21 protein-coding genes and 1 rRNA gene are annotated in these 25,348 nt (G+C 73.5%); 3 read left to right on the forward strand and 19 right to left on the reverse strand.

What is annotated here, in order from left to right; all coding sequences use genetic code 11:
* Positions 1-45: 45 nt before the first annotated feature.
* From ACFV3E_RS19140 to pyrG, 9 genes are all read right to left on the reverse strand, one after another.
* Complete coding sequence (locus ACFV3E_RS19140) at positions 46-1,146, reverse strand: pseudouridine synthase (RefSeq protein ID WP_500535676.1); 1,101 nt, start codon at positions 1,144-1,146, stop codon at positions 46-48.
* A complete protein-coding gene (gene scpB / locus ACFV3E_RS19145) occupies positions 1,146-1,814 on the reverse strand; it encodes an SMC-Scp complex subunit ScpB (RefSeq protein WP_500535695.1) in 669 nt (222 codons plus the stop codon). The genes ACFV3E_RS19140 and scpB overlap by 1 nt, the downstream gene beginning before the upstream one ends.
* A 28-nt stretch (positions 1,815-1,842) precedes the next feature.
* Positions 1,843-2,994, reverse strand: coding sequence for a segregation and condensation protein A (locus ACFV3E_RS19150; protein WP_500535677.1), 1,152 nt, complete (start codon positions 2,992-2,994; stop codon positions 1,843-1,845).
* Positions 2,995-3,055: 61 nt separating this feature from the next.
* Positions 3,056-3,727 (reverse strand): hypothetical protein, encoded by a 672-nt coding sequence (locus ACFV3E_RS19155; protein ID WP_500535678.1) that lies wholly within the window; start codon positions 3,725-3,727, stop codon positions 3,056-3,058.
* A complete protein-coding gene (locus ACFV3E_RS19160; protein ID WP_500535679.1) occupies positions 3,712-4,785 on the reverse strand; it encodes a ParA family protein in 1,074 nt (357 codons plus the stop codon). The genes ACFV3E_RS19155 and ACFV3E_RS19160 overlap by 16 nt, the downstream gene beginning before the upstream one ends.
* Before the next feature lie 364 nt (positions 4,786-5,149).
* Complete coding sequence (gene ald / locus ACFV3E_RS19165) at positions 5,150-6,265, reverse strand: alanine dehydrogenase (protein ID WP_500535696.1); 1,116 nt, start codon at positions 6,263-6,265, stop codon at positions 5,150-5,152.
* A gap of 250 nt (positions 6,266-6,515) precedes the next feature.
* The gene (locus ACFV3E_RS19170) at positions 6,516-8,849 is read right to left on the reverse strand and encodes a tetratricopeptide repeat protein (protein WP_500535680.1); all 2,334 of its coding nucleotides are present in this window, start codon (positions 8,847-8,849) and stop codon (positions 6,516-6,518) included.
* A gap of 129 nt (positions 8,850-8,978) precedes the next feature.
* Positions 8,979-9,602 (reverse strand): NUDIX domain-containing protein, encoded by a 624-nt coding sequence (locus tag ACFV3E_RS19175; RefSeq protein WP_500535681.1) that lies wholly within the window; start codon positions 9,600-9,602, stop codon positions 8,979-8,981.
* Between the two features lie 63 nt (positions 9,603-9,665).
* Positions 9,666-11,312 carry a CTP synthase gene (gene pyrG, locus ACFV3E_RS19180; RefSeq protein ID WP_500535697.1) on the reverse strand — a complete coding sequence of 549 codons (1,647 nt, stop codon included), beginning with the start codon at positions 11,310-11,312 and terminating at the stop codon, positions 9,666-9,668.
* Between the two features lie 404 nt (positions 11,313-11,716).
* Here pyrG and ACFV3E_RS19185 point away from each other — a divergent pair, with 404 nt between their 5' ends.
* Positions 11,717-13,525, forward strand: coding sequence for a glycoside hydrolase family 15 protein (locus ACFV3E_RS19185; RefSeq protein WP_500370311.1), 1,809 nt, complete (start codon positions 11,717-11,719; stop codon positions 13,523-13,525).
* A gap of 29 nt (positions 13,526-13,554) precedes the next feature.
* Here ACFV3E_RS19185 and ACFV3E_RS19190 read toward each other — a convergent pair whose 3' ends face one another.
* The 6 genes from ACFV3E_RS19190 to ACFV3E_RS19215 all read right to left on the reverse strand — a co-directional run bounded on the left by ACFV3E_RS19190 (position 13,555) and on the right by ACFV3E_RS19215 (position 20,154).
* Positions 13,555-14,691: a glycosyltransferase family 4 protein gene (locus ACFV3E_RS19190; RefSeq protein WP_500535682.1), complete on the reverse strand. Its 1,137-nt coding sequence runs from the start codon at positions 14,689-14,691 to the stop codon at positions 13,555-13,557.
* A gap of 613 nt (positions 14,692-15,304) precedes the next feature.
* Positions 15,305-17,047, reverse strand: coding sequence for a DNA repair protein RecN (recN, locus tag ACFV3E_RS19195; protein WP_500535683.1), 1,743 nt, complete (start codon positions 17,045-17,047; stop codon positions 15,305-15,307).
* Between the two features lie 49 nt (positions 17,048-17,096).
* Positions 17,097-18,035 (reverse strand): NAD kinase, encoded by a 939-nt coding sequence (locus ACFV3E_RS19200; RefSeq protein WP_499511089.1) that lies wholly within the window; start codon positions 18,033-18,035, stop codon positions 17,097-17,099.
* On the reverse strand, positions 18,032-18,838 hold the full coding sequence (locus ACFV3E_RS19205; protein ID WP_500535684.1) for a TlyA family RNA methyltransferase: 807 nt from the start codon (positions 18,836-18,838) through the stop codon (positions 18,032-18,034). Before ACFV3E_RS19205 ends, ACFV3E_RS19200 begins: the two co-directional genes overlap by 4 nt.
* Positions 18,839-18,845: 7 nt before the next feature.
* A complete protein-coding gene (locus ACFV3E_RS19210) occupies positions 18,846-19,106 on the reverse strand; it encodes a hypothetical protein (protein WP_500535685.1) in 261 nt (86 codons plus the stop codon).
* Complete coding sequence (locus tag ACFV3E_RS19215; RefSeq protein WP_500535686.1) at positions 19,099-20,154, reverse strand: histone; 1,056 nt, start codon at positions 20,152-20,154, stop codon at positions 19,099-19,101. Before ACFV3E_RS19215 ends, ACFV3E_RS19210 begins: the two co-directional genes overlap by 8 nt.
* Positions 20,155-20,302: 148 nt before the next feature.
* Here ACFV3E_RS19215 and ACFV3E_RS19220 point away from each other — a divergent pair, with 148 nt between their 5' ends.
* On the forward strand, positions 20,303-20,650 hold the full coding sequence (locus tag ACFV3E_RS19220) for a sterol-binding protein (protein ID WP_499511093.1): 348 nt from the start codon (positions 20,303-20,305) through the stop codon (positions 20,648-20,650).
* Here ACFV3E_RS19220 and ACFV3E_RS19225 read toward each other — a convergent pair.
* Entirely contained in the window at positions 20,647-21,669 is a 1,023-nt protein-coding gene (locus tag ACFV3E_RS19225; RefSeq protein WP_500535687.1) for an HAD-IIA family hydrolase, read from the reverse strand. The genes ACFV3E_RS19220 and ACFV3E_RS19225 overlap by 4 nt on opposite strands.
* A 72-nt stretch (positions 21,670-21,741) precedes the next feature.
* Between ACFV3E_RS19225 and ACFV3E_RS19230 the strand changes: the two genes are divergently transcribed.
* Positions 21,742-23,025, forward strand: coding sequence for a DUF1015 domain-containing protein (locus ACFV3E_RS19230; RefSeq protein WP_500535688.1), 1,284 nt, complete (start codon positions 21,742-21,744; stop codon positions 23,023-23,025).
* Between the two features lie 64 nt (positions 23,026-23,089).
* Here ACFV3E_RS19230 and ACFV3E_RS19235 read toward each other — a convergent pair whose 3' ends face one another.
* The 3 genes from ACFV3E_RS19235 to rrf all read right to left on the reverse strand — a co-directional run.
* Positions 23,090-23,974: a hypothetical protein gene (locus tag ACFV3E_RS19235; RefSeq protein WP_500535698.1), complete on the reverse strand. Its 885-nt coding sequence runs from the start codon at positions 23,972-23,974 to the stop codon at positions 23,090-23,092.
* Positions 23,975-23,997: 23 nt separating this feature from the next.
* Positions 23,998-24,777, reverse strand: coding sequence for a hypothetical protein (locus tag ACFV3E_RS19240; protein WP_500535689.1), 780 nt, complete (start codon positions 24,775-24,777; stop codon positions 23,998-24,000).
* A gap of 479 nt (positions 24,778-25,256) precedes the next feature.
* Positions 25,257-25,348 (reverse strand): 5S ribosomal RNA (gene rrf, locus ACFV3E_RS19245); the annotation flags it as partial.

Below are 25,348 nucleotides of genomic sequence, written 5' to 3' on the forward strand. Positions count from 1 at the left end.
CGGCAGGGGGCGCGGACCGGCCCGTGACGGCGGGGACCGGACGGCTCAGAGGTCGACCTCGCGCATGAGCATGCCCACCTCGGTGTTGGTGAGCCGCCGCAGCCACCCCGACTTCTGGTCGCCGAGCGCGATCGGGCCGAAGCTGGTGCGGACCAGCTTGTCGACCGGGAAGCCCGCCTCGGCCAGCATGCGGCGGACGATGTGCTTGCGGCCCTCGTGCAGGGTCACCTCGACGAGGTAGTTCTTGCCGGTCTGCTGCACGACGCGGAAGCTGTCGGCACGGGCCCAGCCGTCCTCCAGCTCGATGCCGCTCTTGAGCTGCTTGCCGATGTCGCGCGGCAGCACGCCGTTGATCGCGGCGAGGTACGTCTTCTGCACGCCGTAGCGGGGGTGGGTGAGACGGTGGGCCAGCTCGCCGTGGTTGGTGAGCAGGATGATGCCCTCGGTCTCGGTGTCCAGCCGCCCGACGTGGAACAGCCGGGTCTCGCGGTTGGTGACGTAGTCGCCGAGGCACTGGCGGCCCTCGGGGTCCTCCATCGTGGAGACGACGCCGGCCGGCTTGTTCAGGGCGAAGAACAGGTACGACTGCGTGGCGACGGTCAGCCCGTCGACGCGCACCTCGTCCTTGTCCGGGTCCACGCGCAGGCCCTGCTCGGTGACGATCTTGCCGTTCACCTCGACACGGCGCTGCTCGATCAGCTCCTCGCACGCGCGGCGCGAGCCCATGCCCGCCCGGGCCAGCACCTTCTGCAGGCGCTCGCCCTCCTGCTCGGCGCCCGGGAAGGTCTTGGGGAGGTTCAGCTTGGGCTTGCTGTGCCGCTCGCGGTTGCGCTCCTCGATCTGGGCGTCGAGTTCGCGCGGGCGCGCGGGTGTGGACTTGCGGGGCCTGCCGGAGGCACCGCCCGGCTTGCCGCTGGTGCCGCCCGGCTTGCCGCCGGTGCCGCGCTTGGCGGCTCCGCCCGCTCCACCGGGGCCGCCGGAGCTGCCGCCGACGTCGTAGCGCCGCTCCTCCGGACGGGGCCGGCCCGCGCGCTTCTGCTGGTCGTCGCGCTGCCCCCCGGTCCTGGACCGGGACGTGCCCCCATCGGCACCCCGGGGATTCCGGTTGCCGCCGCTGTTCCTGCCGCTGCCGCTACTGCTTCGCATCAAGTATCCGTCGTCGAGTCCGGGTCGAATGAGGGGACGCCCTCCAGGGAGTCCGCCTCGACGGCGGCCGCCTCCGGGAGGAACGGGGCGAGCTCGGGCAGCTCGTCCAGGCCGCGCAGGCCCATCCGCTCCAGGAAGTAGTTCGTCGTCCTGTACAGGATCGCACCTGTCTCGGCTTCCGTCCCACACTCCTCCACCAGACCCCGCTGAAGAAGGGTGCGCATCACGCCGTCGCAGTTGACCCCGCGCACCGCGGAGACCCGGGACCGGCTCACCGGCTGCCGGTACGCGACGACCGCCAGCGTCTCCAGCGCGGCCTGGGTCAGCCGGGCCTGCTGGCCGTCCAGGACGAACTTCTCGACGGCCGCGGCGTACGCGGGCCGGGTGTAGAAGCGCCAGCCGCCCGCGATCAGGCGCAGGTCGAAGCCGCGGCCCTGCGCGGCGTACTCCTCCGCGAGGTCGTGGAGCGCGGTGGCGATCTCCCGGCGCGGGCGCTCCAGCACCTTGGACAGGGTCTCCTCGGTGACGGGCTCGTCGACGACCATCAGGACCGCCTCCAGGGCGGGCCTGAGCTCCAGCTCCGCCACGGACAGCAGCCCAGCGGGCGCGCCCTCCGCCGCCTCACCGGTCCCCTCGACCGCCCCGGTCACCCCGGTCACCCCGGTCATCCCGGTCATCCCGGTCACCTCCGTCACGTCAGCCATCCTTCCCGTCCTTCGCGGCGGCCGGCACCTGGTCGAATTCGTCGGTGACGAGCGGCTGGGCCGGTGCCGCCTCGCCGCCCGTCCAGCGGACCCGGAGCGTACCCAGGGCCTCCTCCTGGTCGAGCGCGACCGCCTTCTCCCGGTACAGCTCCAGGAGGGCCAGGAAGCGCGCGACGACCGTCAGGGTGTCGGGGGCGTCGAAGGTGAGCTCCGTGAAGTTCGCCTCGCCGCGCTCGCGCAGCATCGCGATGACGTGCTCCGCCTGCTCGCGGACGCTCACCAGCGGCGCGTGGATGTGGTCCACGTACACCTGCGGCTTCGGCTTCGGCTGCATCGCCTTGACGGCGAGCTGCGCGAAGCGTTCCGGACCGATGCTCAGCACCACCTCGGGCAGCAGCTCGGCGTGCTGCGGCTCCAGTCCCACGGTGCGGGGGTGGTGCAGCGCCTCGGCCTCCAGCCGCTCGGCGAAGATCGCGGCGATCTGCTTGTAGGCGCGGTACTGGAGCAGCCGGGCGAAGAGCAGGTCCCGGGCCTCCAGCAGGGCGAGGTCCTCCTCGTCCTCCACCTCGGCGGCGGGCAGCAGGCGTGCGGCCTTCAGGTCCAGCAGCGTCGCCGCGACGACCAGGAACTCCGTGGTCTGGTCCAGGTCCCAGTCCGGTCCCATGGCGCGGATGTGCGCCATGAACTCGTCCGTCACCTTGGACAGGGCGACCTCGGTGACGTCGAGCTTGTGCTTGGAGATCAGCTGCAGCAGCAGGTCGAAGGGGCCCTCGAAGTTCGCCAGCCGGACGGTGAACCGGCCGTCGTTCGCGGCGGCGCCCTCCTCGGCGCTCCCCTCGTCGCCCGGCTCGCCGGCAGACTGCGCCTGCCCGTCCGGCGCGGCCGGGGGTTCGCCGTCCCCCGCCTCCGGTGCGGGCGGCGGGTCCGCGACGAGCAGGTGCCCCTCGGGCTGCGGGACGGCCTCCGCCGCGGCCTCGACGCCGTCGGGTGACGGCGCCGCCGCGGACATGGTGTGGCCGAACTCACCGCCCGCGTCGCCCGCGCCCTCGTCGGCCACGGCCGGGGGCGGCACGGGGTTCGCGCCGGGGCCGCGGCCGAGGAGGCGGCGGGAGCGCTGCGGGCTGGCGGTGTCGTCGGGGGGCATCGGGGTCCAGATGGTGCTGACGGGGCCGTACGGAGGACGGCACCGTATCGCGCGGAGCGCGTCAGCGGCCGCGCAGGCGGCGTACGAGGATGCTCGCGTCGCCGCGGGACTCGAGGTCGGCCAGGACCACCGCGACCGCTTCGCGGACGATCCGCCCGCGGTCCACGGCGAGCCCGTGCTCCCCGCGCAGGACGAGGCGGGCGTGCTCGAGGTCCATGAGCTCCTCGGCGGAGACGTAGACGGTGATCTTCTCGTCGTGGCGCTCGCGCCCGCTGGGCCGTCTGGGGGCCCGACCGGACTTGCGGCGCGGCTGCGGGGGCTGCGGCGGCTGCGGGGCCGCCTGGGGGCCCGTGGAGCCCGTTCCGGGGGCCTGCAGGCCGCGCCGGACGGTCGGACCGGACGGACCCGCCTGCTCGGGGACGGAGCGGCCCGCGGGGGCGGGCGCCGTGCCGGGGTCGGTGCCGGCGTCCCGTCCGCCGTGCTCGGCGGCTTCGGAGGGCGCCGCGGACTCGCTGACGGGCGCCTCCTCGGGCGCCGGCTCCTCGGCGGGAGCCGGCACGGGCCGCAGCGGGCGTTCGCCGGGCGCGCCGGAGTCCGTGCCGGGGCCGCCGCCGGTGCCCGCGCCGGGAGTCTCGCCGTTGGCGTGCTGCCGCGGCGTCGCGGACTGGAGCCCCCGCCCCCCGGTGGTGCGGAACAGTTCGTCGGCCCCCGGGAGACTCACTCGGCGTGACACCGGGCGAGCACCTCCCTGGCGAGCTGGCGATAGGCGGCGGCACCGACCGAGTTGGAGGCGTAGGTGGTGATCGGCTCACCCGCGACCGTGGTCTCCGGGAAGCGGACGGTCCGTCCGATGACGGTGTGGAAGACGTGGTCGTCGAAGGCCTCGACGACACGCGCCAGCACCTCGCGGCTGTGCACGGTGCGCGAGTCGTACATCGTGGCGAGGATGCCGTCCAGCTCCAGCTCGGGGTTGAGCCGTTCCCTGACCTTCTCGATGGTCTCGGTGAGCAGCGCGACACCGCGCAGCGCGAAGAACTCGCACTCCAGCGGGACGATCACCTGGTGGGCCGCGGTCAGGGCGTTGACGGTCAGCAGGCCGAGCGAGGGCTGACAGTCGATGATGACGTAGTCGTAGTCGGGCAGCAGCGGCTTCAACGCGCGCTGCAGCGAGGACTCGCGGGCCACCTCGCTGACCAACTGCACTTCCGCGGCCGACAGGTCGATGTTGCTGGGCAGCAGGTCCATGCCGGGCACCGCGGTCTTCAGCAGCACCTCGTCGGCCGAGAGCCCGCGCTCCATCAGCAAGTTGTAGACGGTGACGTCCAGTTCCATCGGGTTGACGCCGAGGCCGACGGAGAGCGCGCCCTGCGGGTCGAAGTCGACCAGGAGGACGCGGCGGCCGTATTCGGCCAGCGCGGCACCGAGGTTGATGGTGGACGTCGTCTTGCCGACGCCGCCCTTCTGGTTGCACATGGCGATGATCTTCGCCGGGCCGTGGTCCGTCAGTGGGCCGGGGATCGGGAAGTACGGCAACGGGCGGCCGGTGGGGCCCACGCGCTCACGGCGCTGCCGCGCCGCGTCGGGTGCCAGCGTGGCCGCGTACTCGGGGTCGGGTTCGTACTCCGCGTCGGGGTCGTAGAACTGACCGTCCTGCAGCTCTTCTTCGTAGTGCGCCATGGGGTTCGCGTAACGCGTCTCGTTGTCTGTCCCGGTCCTGCGCGCCTCGAACGTCCGGACGGCCACGGAGGCCACCGGTTCGAGCCGTGCGGAGCCGTCGGTCTGCACGGTCATTCCTGGCTGACCACCCCCGGGAGCAAATGTCGACTCATTCACAAGTCGTCTTACCTCCTTGGTGACCAGGAAACTTCTCAATAGGTCAGCGTTGCAGCATGCCGACGGTTGGCGACTCTATGGCGTGTCGGTGGTTCACAGCAACACAATCCACCGGACACGGCACGATGTGTCGGCAACCGAACGTCTCGCTGTCAAGGGTGTAACGACGACGCCGGGGATGTTTCGCGGGGGGACGAATCGGCAAAACAGTATGGTTCCACGCGAACGGCCGGGCCTTGAGACTCAAGACCCGGCCGTGCGTACCGGATTGGCGACAAGTTGACGCCAACGCGAGAAAAATCGATCAGTCGACCAGCCGGCGTCAGCCGAGGACGGCGGCCAGGTCGACCGCGTCCAGGCCGTGGGCCTCGGCGACCGGGCCGTAGACGACCTGGCCCTCGTGGGTGTTGAGGCCCTTGGCGAGCGCGGCGTCACGGCGCAGCGCCTCGCGCCAGCCGCGGTTGGCCAGCTCGACGATGTACGGCAGCGTCGCGTTGGTCAGCGCGTAGGTGGAGGTGTTCGGCACCGCGCCCGGCATGTTGGCGACGCAGTAGAAGACCGAGTTGTGCACCGCGAAGGTCGGCTCGGCGTGCGTGGTGGGACGGGAGTCCTCGAAGCAGCCGCCCTGGTCGATCGCGATGTCGACGAGCACCGAACCCGGCTTCATCCGGGAGACCAGCTCGTTGGTGACGAGCTTGGGGGCCTTGGCGCCCGGGATCAGGACCGCGCCGATGACGAGGTCGGCGTCGAGGACGGCCTTCTCCAGCTCGAAGGCGTTGGAGACGATGGTCTGCACCTTGGTGCCGAAGATCTTGTCGGCCTCGCGCAGCTTGTTGATGTCCCGGTCGAGCAGGGTGACGTGGAAGCCCATGCCGACGGCGATCTGCGCGGCGTTCCAGCCGGAGACGCCGCCGCCGATCACGACCGCCTTGGCCGGGGCCACACCCGGGACGCCGCCGGGGAGCACCCCGCGGCCGCCGGCCGAGCGCATCAGGTGGTACGCGCCGACCTGCGGGGCGAGCCGGCCGGCCACCTCGGACATCGGGGCGAGCAGCGGCAGCTGGCGGTTGGCGAACTCGACGGTCTCGTACGCGATCGCGGTGGTGCCGGACTCCAGCAGCGCGTCGGTGCACTCGCGGGACGCCGCCAGGTGCAGGTAGGTGAAGAGGGTCTGGTCCTTGCGGAGACGGTGGTACTCCTCCGCGATCGGCTCCTTGACCTTCAGCACCAGGTCGGCGGCGGCCCACACCTCGTCGGCGGTCGGGAGGATCGTCGCACCGGCGGAGACGTACTCCTCGTTCGGGATGGACGAGCCGACGCCGGCGTCCTGCTCGACGAAGACCTCGTGGCCGCCTCGGACGAGCTCGTGCACGCCGGCGGGGGTGATGGCCACGCGGAACTCGTTGTTCTTGACCTCGCGGGGGATGCCGACCTTCACGTCGATCACGGTCCTGTTCACGGGAGTGGAGGGTTTGTGCAGGTCTCCGGACATGTCACCCCATAACGGAGTACGTCGGACCTGACCGCGTTGTGCTGCGGTGTGACCAAGTGTAGTGAAGGAAGAGTCACTGTCCAGCCTTACAAAGTGACTACTTTCAGCGAAGGCATTGGCAGTTTCGTAGGTACGGCCCGCGAACGGCGTGATCTGAGGGCCCCCGGTGGGCCCTTGGGCCCGGAAACAGAGGGGCTCAGTCCTCCTCGGGCTGCGGAATCTCCTCGGCGGGCAGCAGCCGGCGCGCCGCGGCCCGCTGGAGCCGGGCGCCCGCCGGGTCCCCGAGCCGGTCCAGGGTGTCGGCCATGCGCAGCAGCACGGCGCCCTCCAGCCGCCGCTCCCCCGCCTGCCGGGCCCAGTACAGGGCGTCGCGGCAGGTCCGCAGGGCGTCCTCGGGGTGGCCCGCGTACTCCTGGACCCGGGCCACCTCGCTGAGGGCGCGGGCCTGCGCGGGCAGGTCCTTCAGCCGGCGGTGGGCGGCCGCCGCGGCACGCCACTCGCGCAGCGCGTTGCCGTAGTGGGCGGCGTAGGTGAACAGGGCGCCGAGCCTGGAGTGCAGCCGCGCCTGGTGGACCACCTCGCCCCGGGCCTGCCGCAGGGCCAGCGCCCTGCCGTACCAGTCGGAGGCACGCTGCGGGTCGTCCAGCTCCAGGTAGGTCCCGGCGATGGCCTCCAGCGCGCGGCCCTCGGCGTCACCGTCGTAGGCCTCCCGGGAGGCCACCAGCGCGGCCCGGTAGCGGTCGAGGGCGTCGAGCGGGCGGGCCGCCTCCACGTCCAGGTCGCCGATGTTCAGCAGGGCCGCCGCCTTCTCGCGGTACAGCCCGCGCCGCTCGGCCACGTCCAGCACCAGGTGGTGGAGCCGGTAGCGCTCCGGCGCGGTCGCGCCGCCGTCGGGGTCCGCGGCGAGGGCCCGGACGAGCCCGGCCATGAGGCGGCGGGCCAGGGTGTCCAGCTCGCCGTCCGCGACCGCCAGCCGTGCGGAGGCCAGCAGGACCGGCAGCCGCAGCCGCAGCCACCCGGCCGCGACCGGACGGCTGGGGAAGCGCAGCGACTTGGGCAGCCCGTCCGGTTCCGTCTCGCCCTCCAGGCACATCCGGCACGCGTGCAGCAGCCGTACCGTGCGCTCCAGCATCCGGGCGCGGGCGAGCTGCACCTCGGACGGCTTCTCCGTGCTCTCCAGCAGTGCCCGCAGCGGCGGGGTCAGCCAGCCCGGCACGCGGTACTGCGCCGGCAGGTCGCCGGCCGCCGGCTCGGGGTGCAGCAGCCCGCAGCCGGCCAGGTCCGCGAGCGTGGCCTGCGCGGCCTCGACCGAGCAGCCGCCCAGGGCGGAGGCGGTCTGCGCGTCGGTCAGGCCCGAGGGGGCGAGCGCGAGCAGACGCAGCATGCGGGCCACGGCGGGCGACAGCGCTCCGTAGACGAAGCGGAAGGCGCGCAGCAGCTCCGGCGCGGGGGTGGCGCGCGGGGTCGGCGGCGGGGCGGCGTTCGCCTTCTCCTCCGCTTCCCCTGAACCGCCGGCGTCCCGCGCGCCGCCGGACTTCCGCGCGGTCGGGTCGGCGGACGTGCCCGCCCGGCGCAGCACCCTCGCCTGCCCGTCCGCGGCCAGGCCGCGCAGCGCCTCCGGCAGCGGGCCGCTGCCCGTGCGGTACCCGACGTCGGCGCGGAGCGTGCCGTCGCCCCGGGTGGCCGTGCCGCCCGCGGAGGCCGCGGGGGTGGCCGGTCCCGCGGCCGGCTCGGCGGCGTCGGCGTGCAGCCTGCGGGTGGCCTCGGCGACGGAGGTGCGGGGCTGAGCGGCGAGCCACGCGGCGACCAGGCGCAGCGCCGCGGGATGGCCGCCGCACTCCTGGGCGAGGCCCTCCGCGGCCCGGGGGTCGTTGGTGATCCGCACCCGGCCCACGGCCTCGGCCAGCAGGTCGACGCACGCCACCGGGTCGAGCCCGCCCAGGGTGCACGGGCGTACGTCGTGGACGCCGGGCAGCGGACCCTCGGCCGTGGCGACCAGCAGGTTCCCCGAGCCTTTGGGCATCAGGTCCAGCAGTTGGCGGGGGTCCACGACGTCGTCCAGGACGAGGACGGCCTTGCGCCCGTTCAGGGCGGTGCGCAGTGCGGCCTGCAGTTCCTCGCGCTCCGCGGCCGGTTCGACCTCGACGTCCATCGCGCGCAGCAGCGAGCGGGCGGACTGTTCGGGCGGCACCTGACGGCCGTCGTTCTCGCTGAGCCGCACGTAGAACTGGCCGCCGGGGTAGCGGTCGGCGACCTCGTGGGCGAGCCGCACGGCCAGCGCCGTCCGTCCCGAGCCCGGCCGGCCGGCCACGAGGAGCACGCGGCTGCCGTCGGGCGTCTGGCCGCGCACGGCCGCCAGGCCCGGCCGGTCGATGTCGGCGCGCAGTTCCTCGAGCTCGCGGCGGCGGCCGACGAACCCCGGCAGGCCGGGGGGCAGCGTGCCGTGTGCCGGGGTCTGCGACGCCGGCCCCCACGGGCCGTCGTCAGAGGCCGCCGCCGATGCGTCGGCGTCCAGCACGTGATCCGCCACGGGCCCACTCCCGTTCTCCTACGAACGGCAAGAGCCTAGTTCACGGTATGGGTCCAACCCCCCTGCGCGACGCGGCGGATCCGGTCAATGATCACCCTCTCGGACGATCGGATGGTCAGACCGAACGGGTCACACGGAGAACGGTCGCGCGGGCCACTCGGCCTCGGCGGGGCGCAGCGCCTCCAGGCCGTCCCCGGCCCGGGCGGCCTGCAGCGCGAGCACGCCCACCACGAGGCAGTTGTTGTGCAGTTCCCCCGCGAGGACGCCGCGGACCAGCTGGTCCACCGGGACCCGGGCGAACTCCATGTCGGCCTCTTCCTCCGACACCTCGAAGCGCTCGCCCTCCACCTCGGACAGGCCCCGCGCCAGGAAGACCCGCACGGCCTCGTCGCAGCCGCCGGGCGTGGTGTACACGTCCGTGAGCACCCGCCAGTCCTCGGCCTTGACGTGGGCCTCCTCGTACAGCTCGCGCTGGGCGGCGTGCAGCGGGTTCTCGCCGGGGACGTCGAGCAGCCCGGCGGGGATCTCCCACAGCTTCATCCGCACGGGGTGGCGGTACTGCTTGAGGACCAGGACCCGGTCCCGGTCGTCGAGGGCGAGCACGGCCACCGAGCCGGGGTGGACCTGGTAGTCGCGCCGGGCGACGCCGCCGTCGGGCATGACGACGTCATCGGTGCGGACGCTGGTCTTCTTCCCGGTGAAGGGGGTGGCGGTGGCGGTGACCCGCCACTCCTCGGGAGTGTCCTTCAGCATGCTGCCCTCCGTACGCGGTACCGGGGCGGGCCGTTCGCCGGCCCGCCCCCGCAACCGTATCGATCAACCCTTGAGGCGCTCGACGGCGGCCGCGACCAGACCCGCGAACAGGGGGTGCGGACGGGTCGGGCGGGACTTGAGTTCCGGGTGCGCCTGGGTGGCCACCAGGTACGGGTGCACGTCGCGGGGGTACTCGACGTACTCGACCAGCGTGTTGTCCGGGGAGGTGCCGGAGAACACCAGGCCGGCCTTCTTCTCCAGCTCGCCGCGGTAGGCGTTGTTCACCTCGTAGCGGTGGCGGTGCCGCTCCTCGACGTAGGGCTCGCCGCCGTAGACCTCGCGGACGATGGAACCCTCGGCGAGCTTCGCCGGGTACAGGCCCAGCCGCATGGTGCCGCCGAGGTCGCCCTGACCGGCGACGATGTCGAGCTGCTCGGCCATGGTGGAGATCACCGGGTGGGCGGTCGCGGCGTCGAACTCGGTGGAGTTGGCGTCCGGGATGCCGGCCAGGCTGCGGGCCGCCTCGATGACCACGCACTGCAGGCCCAGGCACAGACCCAGCAGCGGGATGCGGTTCTCGCGGGCGAAGGTGATCGCCGAGACCTTGCCCTCCACACCGCGGTCACCGAAGCCGCCGGGCACGCAGATCGCGTCCACGTCGCCGAGCTGACGGGCGGCGCCGGCCGCGGTCTTGCACTCGTCCGAGGTCACCCACTTGATGTTGACCTTGGCGTTGTTGGCGAAGCCGCCGGCGCGCAGCGCCTCGGTCACCGACAGGTAGGCGTCCGGCAGGTCGATGTACTTGCCGACGAGGGCGACCTTCACCTCGTGCTCGGGCTGGTGGACCCGCCCCAGCAGGTCGTCCCACTGCGCCCAGTCGACGTCGCGGAAGGGCAGGTTCAGCTTGCGGACCACGTACGCGTCCAGGCCCTCGGTGTGCAGCACCTTGGGGATGTCGTAGATCGACGGGGCGTCGATCGCCGCGACCACGGCCTCCTCGTCGACGTCGCACATCAGCGAGATCTTGCGCTTGATGGAGGTCGGCACGTCGCGGTCGGCGCGCAGCACGATCGCGTCGGGCTGGATGCCGATGCTGCGCAGCGCGGCCACGGAGTGCTGGGTCGGCTTGGTCTTCAGCTCGCCGGAGGGGCCGATGTACGGGAGCAGTGAGATGTGCATCACGAAGACGTTGTCCCGGCCGACCTCGTGCCGGACCTGCCGCACCGACTCCAGGAAGGGCAGCGACTCGATGTCGCCGACGGTGCCGCCGACCTCCGTGATCACCACGTCCACGTCCTCGGTCGCCATGCGCCGGATGCGGGACTTGATCTCGTTGGTGATGTGCGGGATGACCTGCACGGTGTCGCCCAGGTACTCGCCGCGCCGCTCCTTGGCGATCACCGAGGAGTAGACCTGGCCGGTGGTGACGTTGGCCGAGCCGGCGAGGTTCACGTCCAGGAAGCGCTCGTAGTGGCCGATGTCCAGGTCGGTCTCGGCGCCGTCGTCCGTGACGAACACCTCACCGTGCTGGAACGGGTTCATCGTGCCCGGGTCCACGTTGAGGTACGGGTCGAGCTTCTGCATGGTGACGCGCAGACCCCGGGCCTTGAGCAGTGCGCCGAGGCTGGAGGCCGTCAGGCCCTTGCCGAGCGAGGAGGCGACACCCCCCGTGACGAAGAGGTGCTTGGTCGTCGTGGATTTGGGCGGCAGTGCCAACAGGGGGCTCCCGTGGTCGCGAGGTGGTGGTCGGGACGGCACCATGGTGATGAAGAGGGGTGTCGTCGCGGCGGTTCAGTGGTTCAGGCCACCGGCCCACGGGCTACCAGGGTATCAGTGACGCGCACCAGACGGTGCGGGCGGCTCTCTGACGAAAAACGCGGTCACCGGGAGTTTGGTACGACAAAATGCACCCGACCGGCCCAGCGGGGGCGGTCGTCGCTTCCGCACAGCCCGCGTTGTCGTCGTATCCTGCTCGGACACATCGATTCGATGCGAGTGAACCGGCACGGCACTACCCCGCCCGCTCCCGGGAAAGAGCTCGTCGACAGATCCACAGACCGCAATCACCGCCCCAGTCCCAAGGGGCGCCGCCGTCGTTCGACTGGGAGACCTACGTGGCCGGGCGTATCGAGGATTACGCACTCATCGGCGATATGCAGACCGCCGCCCTGGTGTGCCGGGACGGCACGGTCGACTGGCTGTGCCTGCCCCGCTTCGACTCCCCCGCGATCTTCGCGGGCCTGCTCGGCACCGAGGAGCACGGCTACTGGCGGCTCGGCCCCGCCCACGCGAACGGCACCCCGTCCCCGGCCGCCACCCGGCGCCGCTACCGGGGCGACTCCCTGGTGCTGGAGTCCGAGTGGGACACCCCCCGCGGCACGGTCCGTGTGATCGACTTCATGCCGCCGCGTGACGGCGCCCCCCAGCTGATCCGGATCGTCGAGGGCGTCAGCGGCCGGGTGCCGATGCGCTCCGCGCTGCGCATGCGCTTCAGCTACGGCTGGGTCGTGCCGTGGGTGCACAAGGTGGGCGAGCGCACCGTCGCCGTCGCCGGCCCGGACTCCGTCTGGCACGACACCGATGTCGAGACGTACGGCAAGGACCTCACCACCTACGCGGACTTCACGGTCTCGCCCGGCGACCGCATCGCCTTCACCATCAGCTGGCAGCCCTCGCACAAGGAGCCGCCCCCGCTCGCCGAGCCCGAGGCCTCGCTGGAGGCCACCGAGGACTTCTGGCGCGAGTGGGTCGCCCAGTGCACCTACCACGGCCCCTACCGGGACGCCGTGGTCCGCTCCCTGATCACCCTCAAGGCCCTGACGTACGGGCCGACCGGCGGCATCGTCGCCGCCCCCACCACCTCCCTGCCCGAGGACATCGGCGGGGTCCGCAACTGGGACTACCGCTTCACCTGGCTGCGCGACGCGGCGATCACCCTGTCCTCCCTGCTGCGCACCGGCTACCGCGACGAGGCCCGCGCCTGGCGCGAGTGGCTGCTGCGCGCGGTCGCCGGCGACCCCGAGAACCTGCAGATCATGTACGGCATCGCCGGTGAGCGCGAGCTCGGCGAGACCGAGCTGGACTGGCTGCCCGGTTACGAGAACTCCATCCCGGTCCGGGTCGGCAACGGCGCCGCCCACCAACTCCAGCTCGACGTCTACGGCGAGGTCACCGAGGCCCTGCACCTGGCGCACATGACCGGCCTGGCCCGCAACGACTACGCCTCCCTCCTGCAGATCCGGCTCATCCAGTACCTGGAGGACCACTGGGACGAGCCGGACGAGGGCATCTGGGAGGTCCGCGGCCCGCGCCGGCACTTCGTCCACTCCAAGGTCATGGCCTGGGTCGCCGTCGACCGCACCGTCAAGCTCATCGAGTCCGGCGAGGTCGACGGCCCGCTGGAGCGCTGGCGCGACCTGCGCGACGAAATCCACCGCGACGTGTGCGAGAAGGGCTACGACAAGGAACGCAACACCTTCACGCAGTCCTACGGCTCGCGCGAGCTCGACGCCTCGCTGCTGCTCATCCCGCAGGTCGGCTTCCTGCCGCCGGACGACAAGCGCGTCATCGGCACCATCGAGGCGATCCAGCGGGAACTGTCCACCGAGGACGGCTTCGTGCTGCGCTACCCGACCGACGCCCCGCCCGGCGGCGAGAACCTGGACGGCCTCCCCGGCGACGAGGGCGCCTTCCTCGCGTGCTCCTTCTGGCTCGCCGACGACCTCGCCATGATCGGCCGGGTCGACGAGGCCCGCAGGCTCTTCGAGAAGCTGCTCGCGCTCCGCAACGACCTCGGCCTGCTGGCGGAGGAGTGGGACCCGCGGCTGCAGCGGCAGGTCGGCAACTTCCCGCAGGCCTTCAGCCACGTGCCGCTGATCGACACGGCGCTGCGGCTCACCGCGAGCGGCGCGTACGGCGGCTGACCGCACCGCCGCCGCCCGCGGAGCGGCCCTCAGGGCGAGGTCAACTCGTCGTAGATGCTGAGCACTTGGGCGACCGTGTCATCCTCGGTCGGCCATGTGGCGGCCTGCACGGGACCGGCCGCGGCGAGCCCCGCCCGCCGCGCCGGGTCCCCCAGCAGACGCGTGACGGTGTCCGCGAGCGTCTTCGGATTGCCGTAGGGCACCAACACCGCTGCCTCGCCGACGAGTTCGGGCGTACCGCCGACGGAGGTCGCCACCAGCGGCGCCCCCGCGTGCAGCGCCTCCTGCGCGATCAGCGACCGCGCCTCCCAGCGCGAGGGCAGCACCACGACCTCCGCGGCGGCGAGGAGTTCGGGCACGTCGTCACGGCGGCCGAGCAGCCGCACCGGCAGCTCCTCGGTGTCGATCCGCTCCTGGAGCTCCGTACGCAGCGAGCCCTCGCCTGCGACGACCAGCAACGGCGCCGGGTCGAGCCCCGCCCAGCCGTGGGCCGCGTCCAGCAGCAGGTGATATCCCTTGCGCGGCTCCAGACGGCCCACCGCGAGCAGCAACGGACGCTCCCCCACGGCGAATTCGTCCCGGGTCTTGTGCCGGCGCCGCTCCGCCTCCGCCACCGCCTCCGGGGACGGCGCGACCCGCGGCGGCGCCGGCACCCCGATGGGCCCGAGCCGGGCGTCCCGGCCCCCGGCCGTACGGGCCCGGTCCACCAGGTCCGACGAGGCGCCCAGCACGACCGCCGCCGCCCGCGCCACCCGGCGCTCCAGCAACCGCAGCACCCGCCCCTGCGCCCCCTCCGCCAGCACCGCGCCGTGCCAGGTCACCACCAGCGGCGTACGGCGCCCGCTCAGCGCCATCGTGGCGAGCAGCCCGGCCCGCAGCCCGTGCGCGTGCACCACGTCCGCCCCGGCGCAGGCCGCCCGCAACGCCGTCACCACGGCCGCGTCCGCCCTCGGTTGCGCGCGCCGCGTGATCTCGACCGGAGCGAACCGCGCTCCCGCCGCCCCGAACCCGTACCGCTCCTCGGCCTCGGCCGGGCCGCAGACCGTCACCTGCACGCCGCGCGCCACCAACCCGCTCGCCACGGAGGCGACATGGGCCCGCGCCGTCTCGCCCAGCACGTGGACGGCGTGCAGCTGCCCGTGCAAGGGGCTCGGTGAACTGCTCACGCGGGGTAGGGCTCCTGACTCGGCATCGTGCGGAGGGCGGCGGGGCTTGCTCCCTCAAGGATGCCAGGCCGATAGGCCATCCAGGGAGCGATGCCCCACCCCCACCCGGCCACACGTACGCGGGACCACCCTTACGAGTGCCCCCCGCTCCCCCATCACGCCGACCCCGCACCCGCAAGCGGGAGTACCCGCCCCCGGGCGTGGGACGCGCCGGCGCACGGCCACGGCTGGGGACGGCGGTGCCCCCGACGGACCAGCCACGGACCGGCCGGCGGCGTTGCCGACCGCCTCCGCCCCGGGTGCGGTGCGCGCGAACACCTCCCGGGGGTCTGCCGGACGGCGCCCGGCAGGCGGGACGGGCACCCCGTCACACCGGGGACGGCGGTCGGCCACCCGCCGCGGCAAGGCCGCACCCCCAGTGGCGAAGACGAGACGCCCTCCCGGCGACGAACCGCACCAGCGCGGAACCCCGGCCACGCCCCGCAGCCGCCCCGCGACCCGCACACCCGGTGGCCGGAGCGACGGCCCTCCCGGCCCGGGGCCCACGACAGCGGCCGCGCCACCGGGCACACGGGCCCGGTGGCACACCGGGTACCCCCGGTCCCGGCGCGCGTCAGCGCGCTTCGCGGGCCGCGGCCAGCAACTCCTCCGCGTGCGCCCGCCCGAGCTCCGAGTCCTCCAGCCCCGCGAGCATCCGCGACAGCTCGCGTACCCGCTCCTCACCCTCCAGCACGCGCACCCCGCTCCGCGTCACGGACCCGTCGTTCGTCTTCTCGACCAGCAGCTGCCGGTCCGCGAACGCGGCCACCTGGGGCAGGTGCGTGACGACCACGACCTGCGCGGTCCGCGCCAGACGCGCCAGGCGCCGGCCGACCTCGACCGCCGCCTTGCCGCCGACGCCCGCGTCGACCTCGTCGAACAGATACGTCGGCACCGGGTCCGACCCGGCGAAGACGACCTCGACGGCGAGCATCACCCGGGACAGCTCACCGCCGGAAGCACCCTTGGCGATCGGCCGGGCCGGGGCGCCCGGGTGGGGTGCGAGCTGCAGCTCGACCTCGTCGGCGCCGGTCGCGCCGTAGGCGACCCGGCGGCCGCCGACCTCGACGCCCTCCTCGTCCTCCGTCTGCCGGAGGGCGACACCGACCCGGGCGTGCGGCATGGCGAGCTGCGCGAGCTCCGCCGTGACGGCCGCGGCGAAACGGTCCGCCGCCTCCCCCCGGGCGTCGGTGAGGGCCTGGGCGAGGTCACCGAGCTCGGCGCGCAGCGCGTCGCGCTCCCCGGTGAGCTCCCCGATCCGCTCGTCGTCGCCCTCCAGCTCGCCCAGCCGGGCCGCGCCCTGCTCGGCCCACGCCAGGACGGCGTCGATGGACTCCCCGTACTTGCGGGTGAGGTGGGCGAGGACGGCCCGCCGCTCCTCCACGACCGCCAGGCGCCGGGGATCGGCGTCCAGGTCGTCGGCGTACCCGGCGAGCTCGCCGGCGACGTCACCGAGGAGGATGCCGATCTCGCCGATCCGGTCCGAGAGCGCGGCCAGCGCCGGGTCGTGGGAGCGGACGGCGTCCAGCGCGCGCTGGGCGCCCGCGACGAGCATGCCCGCGTCGACGCCCTCGGGGTCCTCGGGGTTCCCCGCGAGCGCGGCGTGCGCCTGGGTCGCGGCCGACGCGAGCGCCTCGGCGTGGCCCAGCCGCTCGGCCTCCGCGGCCAGGTCGGCGTCCTCGCCGGGCAGTGGCTCCGCGGCGGCGACCTCGTCCAGGCCGAAGCGCAGCAGGTCCGCCTCCTGGGCCCGCTCCCGGGCCCGCGTGGTCAGCTCGTCCAGCTCGCCCGCGACCTCGCGCAGCCGCCGGTAGGCGCCCGCGTACTTGGCCAGCGGCACGGCGACGGCGTCGCCCGCGTACCGGTCCAGCGCCTCACGCTGGCGGGCCGGCCGCAGCAGGCCCTGCTGGTCGGTCTGGCCGTGCACGGCGACCAGCTCGTCCGCCAGCTCGCCCAGCAGCCCCACGGGGACCGAGCGCCCGCCCACGAAGGCCCTGGAGCGGCCCTCAGCCGAGACGGTACGGCTGATGAGCAGCGCACCGTCGTCCAGCTCGGCGCCCGCCTCCTCGGCCCGCACGGCGGCGGGCGCGCCCGCCGTCAGCGTGATCCGCCCCTCGACCGACGCCGATTTCGTACCGATCCGGACCAGACCGGGATCGGCACGGCCGCCCAGCAGCAGCCCGAGACTGGTGACGACCATGGTCTTGCCCGCGCCGGTCTCGCCGGTCACCGCGGTGAAGCCGGGCGACAGCTCCACCACGGCGTCCTCGATGACTCCCAGCGACCGGATCCGCATTTCCTCCAACACGGATACGACCATACGAGGTTTGCGGGCCGCCGCGCGACGGGCCTCACCCCTGAGGGCAAACTCAGTGCGGCGCGCCCCGCCAGCCGGCCACCGGCAGCGCGAACTTCGCGACCAGCCGGTCCGTGAAGGAGGCGTGGTGGAGCCGCGCCAGCCGCACCGGCACCGCGCCCCGCCGGACCTCCACGCGGGCGCCGGCCGGCAGGTCCACCGAGCGCCGCCCGTCGCACCACAGCACTCCGTGCGGAGTCTTCGGCTGCACCTCCACCGCCAGCACCGACTTCGGGGAGGTCACCAGCGGCTTCGCGAAGAGCGCGTGCGCGCTGATCGGCACCATCAGCAGTGCCTCCACCTCGGGCCAGACCACCGGCCCGCCGGCCGAGAAGGCGTACGCGGTCGACCCGGTCGGGGTCGCCATCACCACCCCGTCGCCGCCGAAGCGGGAGACCGGACGGCCGTCCACCTCCGTGACGACCTCCAGCAGCCGCTCGCGCGCCTGCTTCTCCACCGACGCCTCGTTCAGCGCCCAGTCGGTGTGGACGACCTGGCCATCGTTGCGCACCAGGACGTCGATCGTCATGCGCTCCTCGACCTCGTAGTCGCGGGTGACCACGCGGTCGACGACCTTGTCCAGGTCGTCGCGCTCGGCCTCCGCGAGGAAGCCGACCCGGCCCAGGTTGACCCCGAGCATCGGCACCCCGGAGGCGCGCGCGAACTCCGCGCCGCGCAGCAGCGTGCCGTCACCGCCCAGGACGATGATCAGCTCGCAGTCCGCGACGGTCTCCGGGCCGATCTCCTGCACCCGCTGCACCCCGCCGTCCCCGGGCAGCGTCAGGTCCTCGGCCTCCTCGGCCAGCACCCGTACGCCGATGTTGCAGCGCTTCAGCCCCTGGACCACCCGCTCGGCGCTGCGGATGGCCGCCGGCCGCCCGGTGTGGGCGAGGAGGAAGACGGTGCGGCCGGACGTCCCGTGCACCTCGTGCGTCTCGTGCGTCTCGCTCAACGGGGCCCCTCCGCCACAGCGCGGTCGACATCCGCCGGGTCCAGTTCGGGCGCCCCGGCGCGCAGCCACAGAAAGTACTCCACATTCCCCGACGGTCCCGGCAACGGGCTCGCGGTCACGCCCAGCACCCCCAGTCCCAGTACGGCCGCCTGTCCGGCGACCTGTCGTACGGCCTCGGCGCGCAGCTGAGGGCTGCGGACGACACCGCCGCTGCCCAGTCGCTCCTTGCCCACCTCGAACTGCGGCTTGACCATCAGGACCAGGTCCGCGTCGGGCGCGGCGCAGCGTACGAGGGCGGGCAGGACGAGCCCGAGCGGGATGAAGGACAGGTCGCCGACGACAAGGTCCACCGGCTGGTTGTCGATCTGCTCGAGCGTCAACTCGCGGACGTTGGTACGGTCCTTCACGGTGACGCGTTCATCGCTCTGCAGCGACCACGCGAGCTGCCCGTAGCCGACGTCGACGGCGACGACGTGCGCCGCGCCGTTGCGGAGCAGGACGTCGGTGAAGCCGCCCGTGGACGCCCCGGCGTCCAGTGCGCGGCGCCCCTCCACGAGCAGCCCGTGGGGTACGAACGCCGCCAGCGCCCCGGCCAGCTTGTGGCCGCCGCGGGAGACGTAGTCCGGGTCCGAGGCGTCATCGGCGACGACGACCGCGGCGCTGGTCTCCACCTGCGTGGCGGCCTTCGTCGCGGTCGTCCCGCCCACGGTCACCCGGCCGGCGGTGATCAGCTGCCCGGCGTGCTCCCGCGAGCGGGCCAGGTTCCGGCGCACCAGCTCGGCGTCGAGTCGGCGTCGTGCCACGTGAGGTTCAGCTCCTGTTGTCGGCGTCGAGTCCCGTGAGCGTGTCGCGCAGCCCACGGTGTACATCCTCGTACACCTCGACGTGATCCTCGGTGGGAAGCAGGTCGGCATCCCGCAGGCGGACAAGGACGGCGTCCACCTCGGTATTCCCCGTGGTGTCCAGCACGACCCCCAGCGGACGCGGCCCCGCGTCGGCGACCGCCTCCGCCGGGACCGCGGCCTCCGGTGCGGGCGCGGGTGCCACGCCCTCGAGCCCGCTCTCAGTCACGTCCCCTCACCTCCTGCGTGCGGCCCGCAGCCTTCTTGGCGGGGGTCGCCTTCTTGGCCGCGGACACGGTGCCGGAGGCGGTCGCCTTCTTCGCCGCGGCCGCGGTCTTCGCCGGGGCCGCCTTCTTCGCGGGGGTGGCCTTCTTGGCCGCCGTCGTCTTCTTCGCGGGGGCGGGGGCAGCGGTGCCGGACACCGCGGCGGTCTTCTTGGCGGGGGCGGCCTTCTTGGCCGCCGTCGTCTTCTTCGCAGGCGCAGGCGCAGCCGCAGCCGCGCCGGGCGCTGCCGGGGTCTTCTTGGCCGCGGACGCGGTGCCGGAGGCGGTCGCCTTCTTCGCCGCGGCCGTGGTCTTCGCCGGGGCCGCCTTCTTGGCCGGGGCGGTCCGCTTCGCGGCAGGGGTCGCCTTCTTCGCCGCGGGCGACTTCGGCGGGGCCGCGTTCTTCCGCGCGACCGGCACGGCAGCCGTGCCCGGGGCCATGTCGGGCTCCGGAACCACAGCAACCTCAGGCGTGGCGGGAGGCTGCGCCGGCGCGGCGTTCTTGCGCGCCACCGGGGTGGCGGCGGCAGCGCCCGTCCCCGTGGGCTTCTTCGCGGACGCGGGCGCGGGCGCGGACCTGGCGACCGGTGCGTGCTCCACCGGCGGCTGCGGCGGCACGTACAGACCGGGATCCGGCTCCTCGTCCGTCATGTCGGCCCCGGCCGGCTCCCGGTCGTCGTCCTCCAGGTTCCGGATGCGGCGTTCCAGGGCCTCCAGGACGACGCCGACCTTGGTGACCTCGTCCGCGAGCCGCCCGACCCGGCTCATCGCCTTGTCGATCTCCTCGCGGATGAGACCCACGAGCAGGTCGCGGTTGGCCCGTCCCGACGCCATCAGCTCGTCCGCGAGCGTCTGCACCTCGGGCGGGATCCGCTCGCCGATGCTCCGCTGGACCGCGTCGACGTCTATCCCGGTCTGGTCGAGCAGTTCCTTGGCCGCACCGACCGCCCGTCGCCGGGTGGCCTCGGTCAGGCCGCCCGCGATCTGCAGACAGGTCCGCAACGCGTCCCGCATACGCCCTCACTCCTCGCCTTCGCCAGTTCCCCAGAGTTCGTCGGTCACGACGCTACCGCCTATGGCGCCGCGTCTCCCCGACGGTCCCCTGCGGTACGGTCGATCAACACCAGCACGCGCCGACGTCCGAACGGGAGACGCACCACCCATGGCGACCATCGAGGAGTGCCGCAGCGCGCTCGAGCGGCTGTCCGAGAACCTCGCCGGGACCGAGGGCGACCTGCGCAGCGCGGCCGCGCTCGACCGCTCGCTGAGCTGCCGCATCACCGATCTCGACGTCACCTTCGTGGGACGTCTGGTGGACGGCCGCATCCAGGACGTGGTCACCGTGCAGGGCCCGCCGGCCGAGCGCGCCGAAATAAGGCTGACCATGGCCGGTGACGACCTCGTCGCGCTCGTCGACGGCAAGCTGCACTTCGCCAAGGCGTGGGGCAGCGGCAGGGTCAAGCTGGAGGCGGGCTTCCGCGACCTGCTGCGGCTGCGCAAGCTCCTCTAGAGCCCCAGCCGGTCCAGCGCCTTCTCCGCGTCCAGGTCGCAGGAGCCGTCCCCGGCCCGTGTCCAGGCCGCCGCGCACAGCGCCCGCAGTCCGTCCACGGGCTCGCCGTCGCCGTCCAGCAGCAGCGCCCCGTCGCCCGCCGAGGCGGTCCAGCCACCGCAGCGGTACGCGCCCCCACCGGCGTCCGTGACCTCGGGCTGCGGGGTGAGCAGGCCGCGCAGGTCGGCGTCGACGTAGGTGGGCCGGTGCTGCGGCGGAGCGGCGAGCAGCAGCGCGGGAGTGGTGACCCCGGTGAGCACCAGCAGCGAGTCGACGCCGCCCGCGTGGGCGCCCTCGATGTCCGTGTCGAGCCGGTCGCCGACCACCAGCGGCCGTCGCGCGCCGGTCCTGATGACCGTCTCCCGGTGCATGGGCGGCAGCGGCTTGCCCGCGACCTGCGGTTCGCCACCGGTCGCGATCCGGACCACCTCGACGAGCGCGCCGTTCCCCGGTGCCGTGCCACGGGCCGTCGGGATGGTCAGGTCGGTGTTGGAGGCGAACCACGGCACACCGCGGTTGACCGCGTACGCCGCCTCCGCGAGCTGCTCCCAGCCGACCTTGGGCGAGTAGCCCTGCACGACCGCGGCCGGGTCGTCGTCGGCCGAGGCGACCGGCTGGAGCCCGCGTTCACGCAGCGCCTCCACCAGCCCCTCGCCGCCGATCGCCAGCACCCGTGCGCCCTCCGGGACCTGATCCGCGATCAGCCGGGCCACCGCCTGGGCGGAGGTGATGACCTCTTCGGCCTCGGCCGGCACGCCGAGCCGCGTCAGGTGCTCCGCGACGGTCCGCGGCGTGCGGGCGGCGTTGTTGGTGACGTACGCCGGCCGCATGCCGTGGGCCCGCGCCGAGCCGAGCGACTCCACGGCGTGCGCGATCGCGTCACCACCCGCATAGACCACTCCGTCCAGGTCGAGCAGGGCGGTGTCGTACGCCTGGTCAAGGGGGCTTTCACTGCCGGCCGGGCCGGTCCTGTGGGTCATCGGGCGGTCGCTCCTCGTATGTCGTCGATCACTCGGCACACTTCGCGGACATGACCCGCGTAGCATGCCCGGATGAGCAATTCCGGACCCGCTGTACGGGGCTTGCGGCTGGCGCCGTTCCGCGCGCTCCGCTACGTCCCCGAGCGGGTCGGCAGCCTGGCCGCGGTCACCTCGCCACCGTACGACGTCGTCGTCCGGCCCGAGGAGCAGCGGCACCTGGAGACAGCCGACCCGCACAACGTCGTGCGGCTCATCCTGCCCACCGCCGAGCCCCCGGACGGCCGGCACCGCAAGGCCGCATGGGCGCTGTTCCAATGGCAGGAGGAGGGCGTCCTGGCCCTCGACCCCAAGCCCGCCCTGTACGTGTACGAGCAGCGCGAGGGCGATCAGGTGCAGCGCGGCCTCATCGGTGCCCTGCGCCTGACCCCGCCCGAGGAACGGATCGTGCTGCCGCACGAGGACGTGATGCCCGGCCCGGTCGCCGACCGCGCCGCGCTCATGCGTGCCACGGCCGCCAACCTCGAACCGCTGCTGCTGGCGTACCGGGGCGACGACGGGGAGGCGGCCGAGGTCGTCGAACGCACCGTCGCGGGGCCGCCCTTGCTGGCCACGACGACCGAGGACGGCATCCACCACCGTCTGTGGGCGATCACCGACCCGGGGGCGATCGCCGCGGTCGACGCCGACCTGTCCCGGCACCAGGCCGTCATCGCCGACGGCCACCACCGCTGGGCCACGTACCTGCTGCTGCAGGCCGAGCACGAGGCCCCCAGCCCCTGGGACTACGGCCTGGTGCTGCTGGTCGACACCGCCCGCTACCCGCTGCGGGTCCGCGCCATCCACCGCGTGCTGCCGCAACTGCCCGCTGCGCGGGCCGTCGAGGCGGCCGGCCACGCCTTCCGCGTACAAGAGCTGCCCGGCCCCCTCCCGGAGGCCCTGGCCGCCCTGGAGGCCGCGGCGGCCGAGGGCAACGCCTTCCTGCTCACCGGCGACGGCCGCTTCCACCTCCTGGACCGGCCGGACACCGAGGCCCTCGACCGGGCCATCCCCGGGGACCGGCCCGAGGAATGGCGGCAGCTGGACGCCACCGTGCTGCACAACCTGCTCCTGGACCGGATCTGGGAAGTGCCCGACGCCCCCGAGCACATCCACTACATCCACGACACCCAGGCCGCGGTCGAGCGCGCCGAGCAGTACGGCGGCACGGCCGTGCTCATCCACCCGGTGCGCGAGAGCGTCGTGCACGACCTCGCCAAGCAGGGCGTGACGATGCCGCGCAAGTCGACCTCCTTCGGCCCGAAGCCGGCGACCGGCCTGGTGCTGCGCAGCCTGGAACTCGACGGCACGCCTGCCTGAAGCCGCACAACGCGAAGGGCGGCATCCGCGTGCGCGGATGCCGCCCTTCCCCTTGCTCCGGCGATCAGTCCTCGGTGCCCTTGGCGGGCTCCTTGAACGGGTCGTCGAGGAACGCCGTCGGATCGGCCTCGTCGGTCAGGTCGACGTCCGGCTCCCCGGCGTCACCGGCGTCACCGGCCTCGTGGTCCTCGTGCTCCTCGTCGTCGGAGGCCTCGGCATCCGCGGAGTCCTCGGCGGCGTCGTCGGAGTCGTCGCCGTCGTCGTCCCGATCCGCCGTGACGGGCGCGCCGGCCCCGGCGCCCTCGTCCGCACCCTCGTCCAGCGCGTCCACGAAGGCCACGCCGTCCAGCTGCGCCAGCCGGTCGGAGGCGTCCGTGCTGCCGCTCTGGTCGGCCTCCAGCGCCTTGGCGAACCACTCCCGGGCCTCGTCCTCACGGCCCGCCGCGAGCAGCGCGTCGGCGTACGCGTAGCGCAGTCGCGCCGTCCACGGATGCACGGCGTTGGACGCCAGTTCCGGGCTCTGCAGGGTGACGACGGCGGCCTCGTTCTGGCCCATGTCGCGCCGCGCACCGGCGGCCACCAGGCGCATCTCCACCTGACCCGCGCGGTCCAGCTTGTGCACCTCCGGCGCGCCCGCCATCTCCAGCGCGCGCTCCGGGCGGCCCATGCCCCGCTCGCAGTCCGCCATGACCGGCCACAGGTCGACCGTGCCCGTCATCCGCCGGCAGGCCCGGAACTCGGCCAGCGCCTCGGCGTACCGCTCCGTGGCGTACGAGGCGAAGCCGGCCGCCTCACGCACGGCGGCGACACGGGACGCGAGTCGCAGCGCGACCCTGGAGTAGCCGTAGGCCAGGTCCGGGTCCTCGTCCAGCAGCCGGGCCACCATGACCAGGTTGCGCGCCACGTCCTCAGCGAGCGTCTTCGGCAGGCTCATGAGCTCCTGCCGCACGCTGGGGTCGATCTCCTGACCCGTCACGTCGTCCGGGATGGGCAGCCGCTTGACCGGCTCCCGCTCCTCACGGCGCTCGTCACGGCCCCGGGTGTTCTCGAACCGCCCGCGCCCCTGCACGTACGGCCGCCGGCCGCCGCCCTGGCCCCGATCGTCATCACGACGCGGGCCGCGGGGACGCTCGTCCCGACGGTAGCCACCACGGTCGTCGTCCCGGCGCGGCCCACGGGGCCGGTCGTCCCGACGGTCGTCACGGGGACGGTCCTCACGGGGACGGTCATAGCGCGGCCGGTCATCGCGACGGAACCCACCGCGGTCGTCCCGACGGTCATCACGCGGCCGGTCCTCACGGGGACGGTCGTACCGCGGCCGGTCATCACGACGGAACCCACCACGGTCGTCCCGACGGTCATCACGCGGCCGGTCCTCACGGGGACGGTCCTCACGGGGACGGTCATAGCGCGGGCGATCGTCACGGCGGAACCCACCACGGTCATCACGGGGCCGGTCCACACGAGGCCTGTCCTCACGGGGACGGTCATCGCGACGGAACCCACCGCGGTCGTCCCGACGGTCCTCACGCGGCCTGTCCACACGGGGACGGTCCTCACGGGGACGGTCATAGCGCGGCCGGTCATCGCGACGGAACCCACCGCGGTCATCCCGACGGTCCTCACGCGGCCTGTCGTACCGCGGCCGGTCCTCACGCGGACGGTCGTCACGGGGACGGTCCTCACGGGGACGGTCATAGCGCGGCCGGTCGTCACGACGCGGCCCACCGCGGTCATCCCGACGGTCATCACGCGGCCTGTCGTACCGCGGCCTGTCGTACCGCGGCCGGTCCTCACGCGGACGGTCGTCACGGGGACGGTCATAGCGCGGCCGGTCATCGCGACGGAACCCACCGCGGTCATCGCGCCGGTCATCGCGCGGCCGGTCGTCGCGGCGGGGCCCACCGCGGTCGTCACGACGGTCATCACGACCCCGGTCCTCGGACCGCCCACGCGGACGGTCGTCGCGGCGGTAACCGCCGCCGGCCCGGTCGCCTTCGCGCCGGGGGCCGCCGCTGCGGTATCCACCCCGGTCGCCGCCCTGGCGCGGAGCGCGCCGCTCAGGCCGATCAGGCCGTTCCTCGGGCGAGTTGGACATCGACGTGACTCCTGTCGTTTGTGCTGCCGTAGTGCCAGTCTCTCGTACCAGTTCGCGAACCGTGCACCACGCTAAAAAACAAAAGGACCCCCGGTCCCAGCGCTTTGGCCAGGACCGAGGGTCCACAAAGATTGTTCGGCGGCGTCCTACTCTCCCACAGGGTCCCCCCTGCAGTACCATCGGCGCTGAAAGGCTTAGCTTCCGGGTTCGAAATGTAACCGGGCG

Source organism: Streptomyces sp. NPDC059718 (assembly GCF_042733315.1).
Classification (GTDB): Bacteria; Actinomycetota; Actinomycetes; order Streptomycetales; family Streptomycetaceae; genus Actinacidiphila.

What these genes read in the sequence shown, in the direction of transcription:
- ACFV3E_RS19230 (WP_500535688.1), top strand. Translation starts at nt 21,742, where the DNA reads ATGAGCAATTCCGGACCCGCTGTACGGGGCTTGCGGCTGGCGCCGTTC.
- recN (WP_500535683.1), bottom strand. Translation starts at nt 17,047, where the DNA reads ATGGTCGTATCCGTGTTGGAGGAAATGCGGATCCGGTCGCTGGGAGTC.
- scpB (WP_500535695.1), bottom strand. Translation starts at nt 1,814, where the DNA reads ATGACCGGGGTGACCGGGGTGACCGGGGCGGTCGAGGGGACCGGTGAG.
- ACFV3E_RS19220 (WP_499511093.1), top strand. Translation starts at nt 20,303, where the DNA reads ATGGCGACCATCGAGGAGTGCCGCAGCGCGCTCGAGCGGCTGTCCGAG.
- ACFV3E_RS19140 (WP_500535676.1), bottom strand. Translation starts at nt 1,146, where the DNA reads ATGCGAAGCAGTAGCGGCAGCGGCAGGAACAGCGGCGGCAACCGGAAT.
- ACFV3E_RS19215 (WP_500535686.1), bottom strand. Translation starts at nt 20,154, where the DNA reads ATGCGGGACGCGTTGCGGACCTGTCTGCAGATCGCGGGCGGCCTGACC.
- ACFV3E_RS19175 (WP_500535681.1), bottom strand. Translation starts at nt 9,602, where the DNA reads ATGCTGAAGGACACTCCCGAGGAGTGGCGGGTCACCGCCACCGCCACC.
- ACFV3E_RS19150 (WP_500535677.1), bottom strand. Translation starts at nt 2,994, where the DNA reads ATGCCCCCCGACGACACCGCCAGCCCGCAGCGCTCCCGCCGCCTCCTC.
- ACFV3E_RS19225 (WP_500535687.1), bottom strand. Translation starts at nt 21,669, where the DNA reads ATGACCCACAGGACCGGCCCGGCCGGCAGTGAAAGCCCCCTTGACCAG.
- ACFV3E_RS19160 (WP_500535679.1), bottom strand. Translation starts at nt 4,785, where the DNA reads ATGACCGTGCAGACCGACGGCTCCGCACGGCTCGAACCGGTGGCCTCC.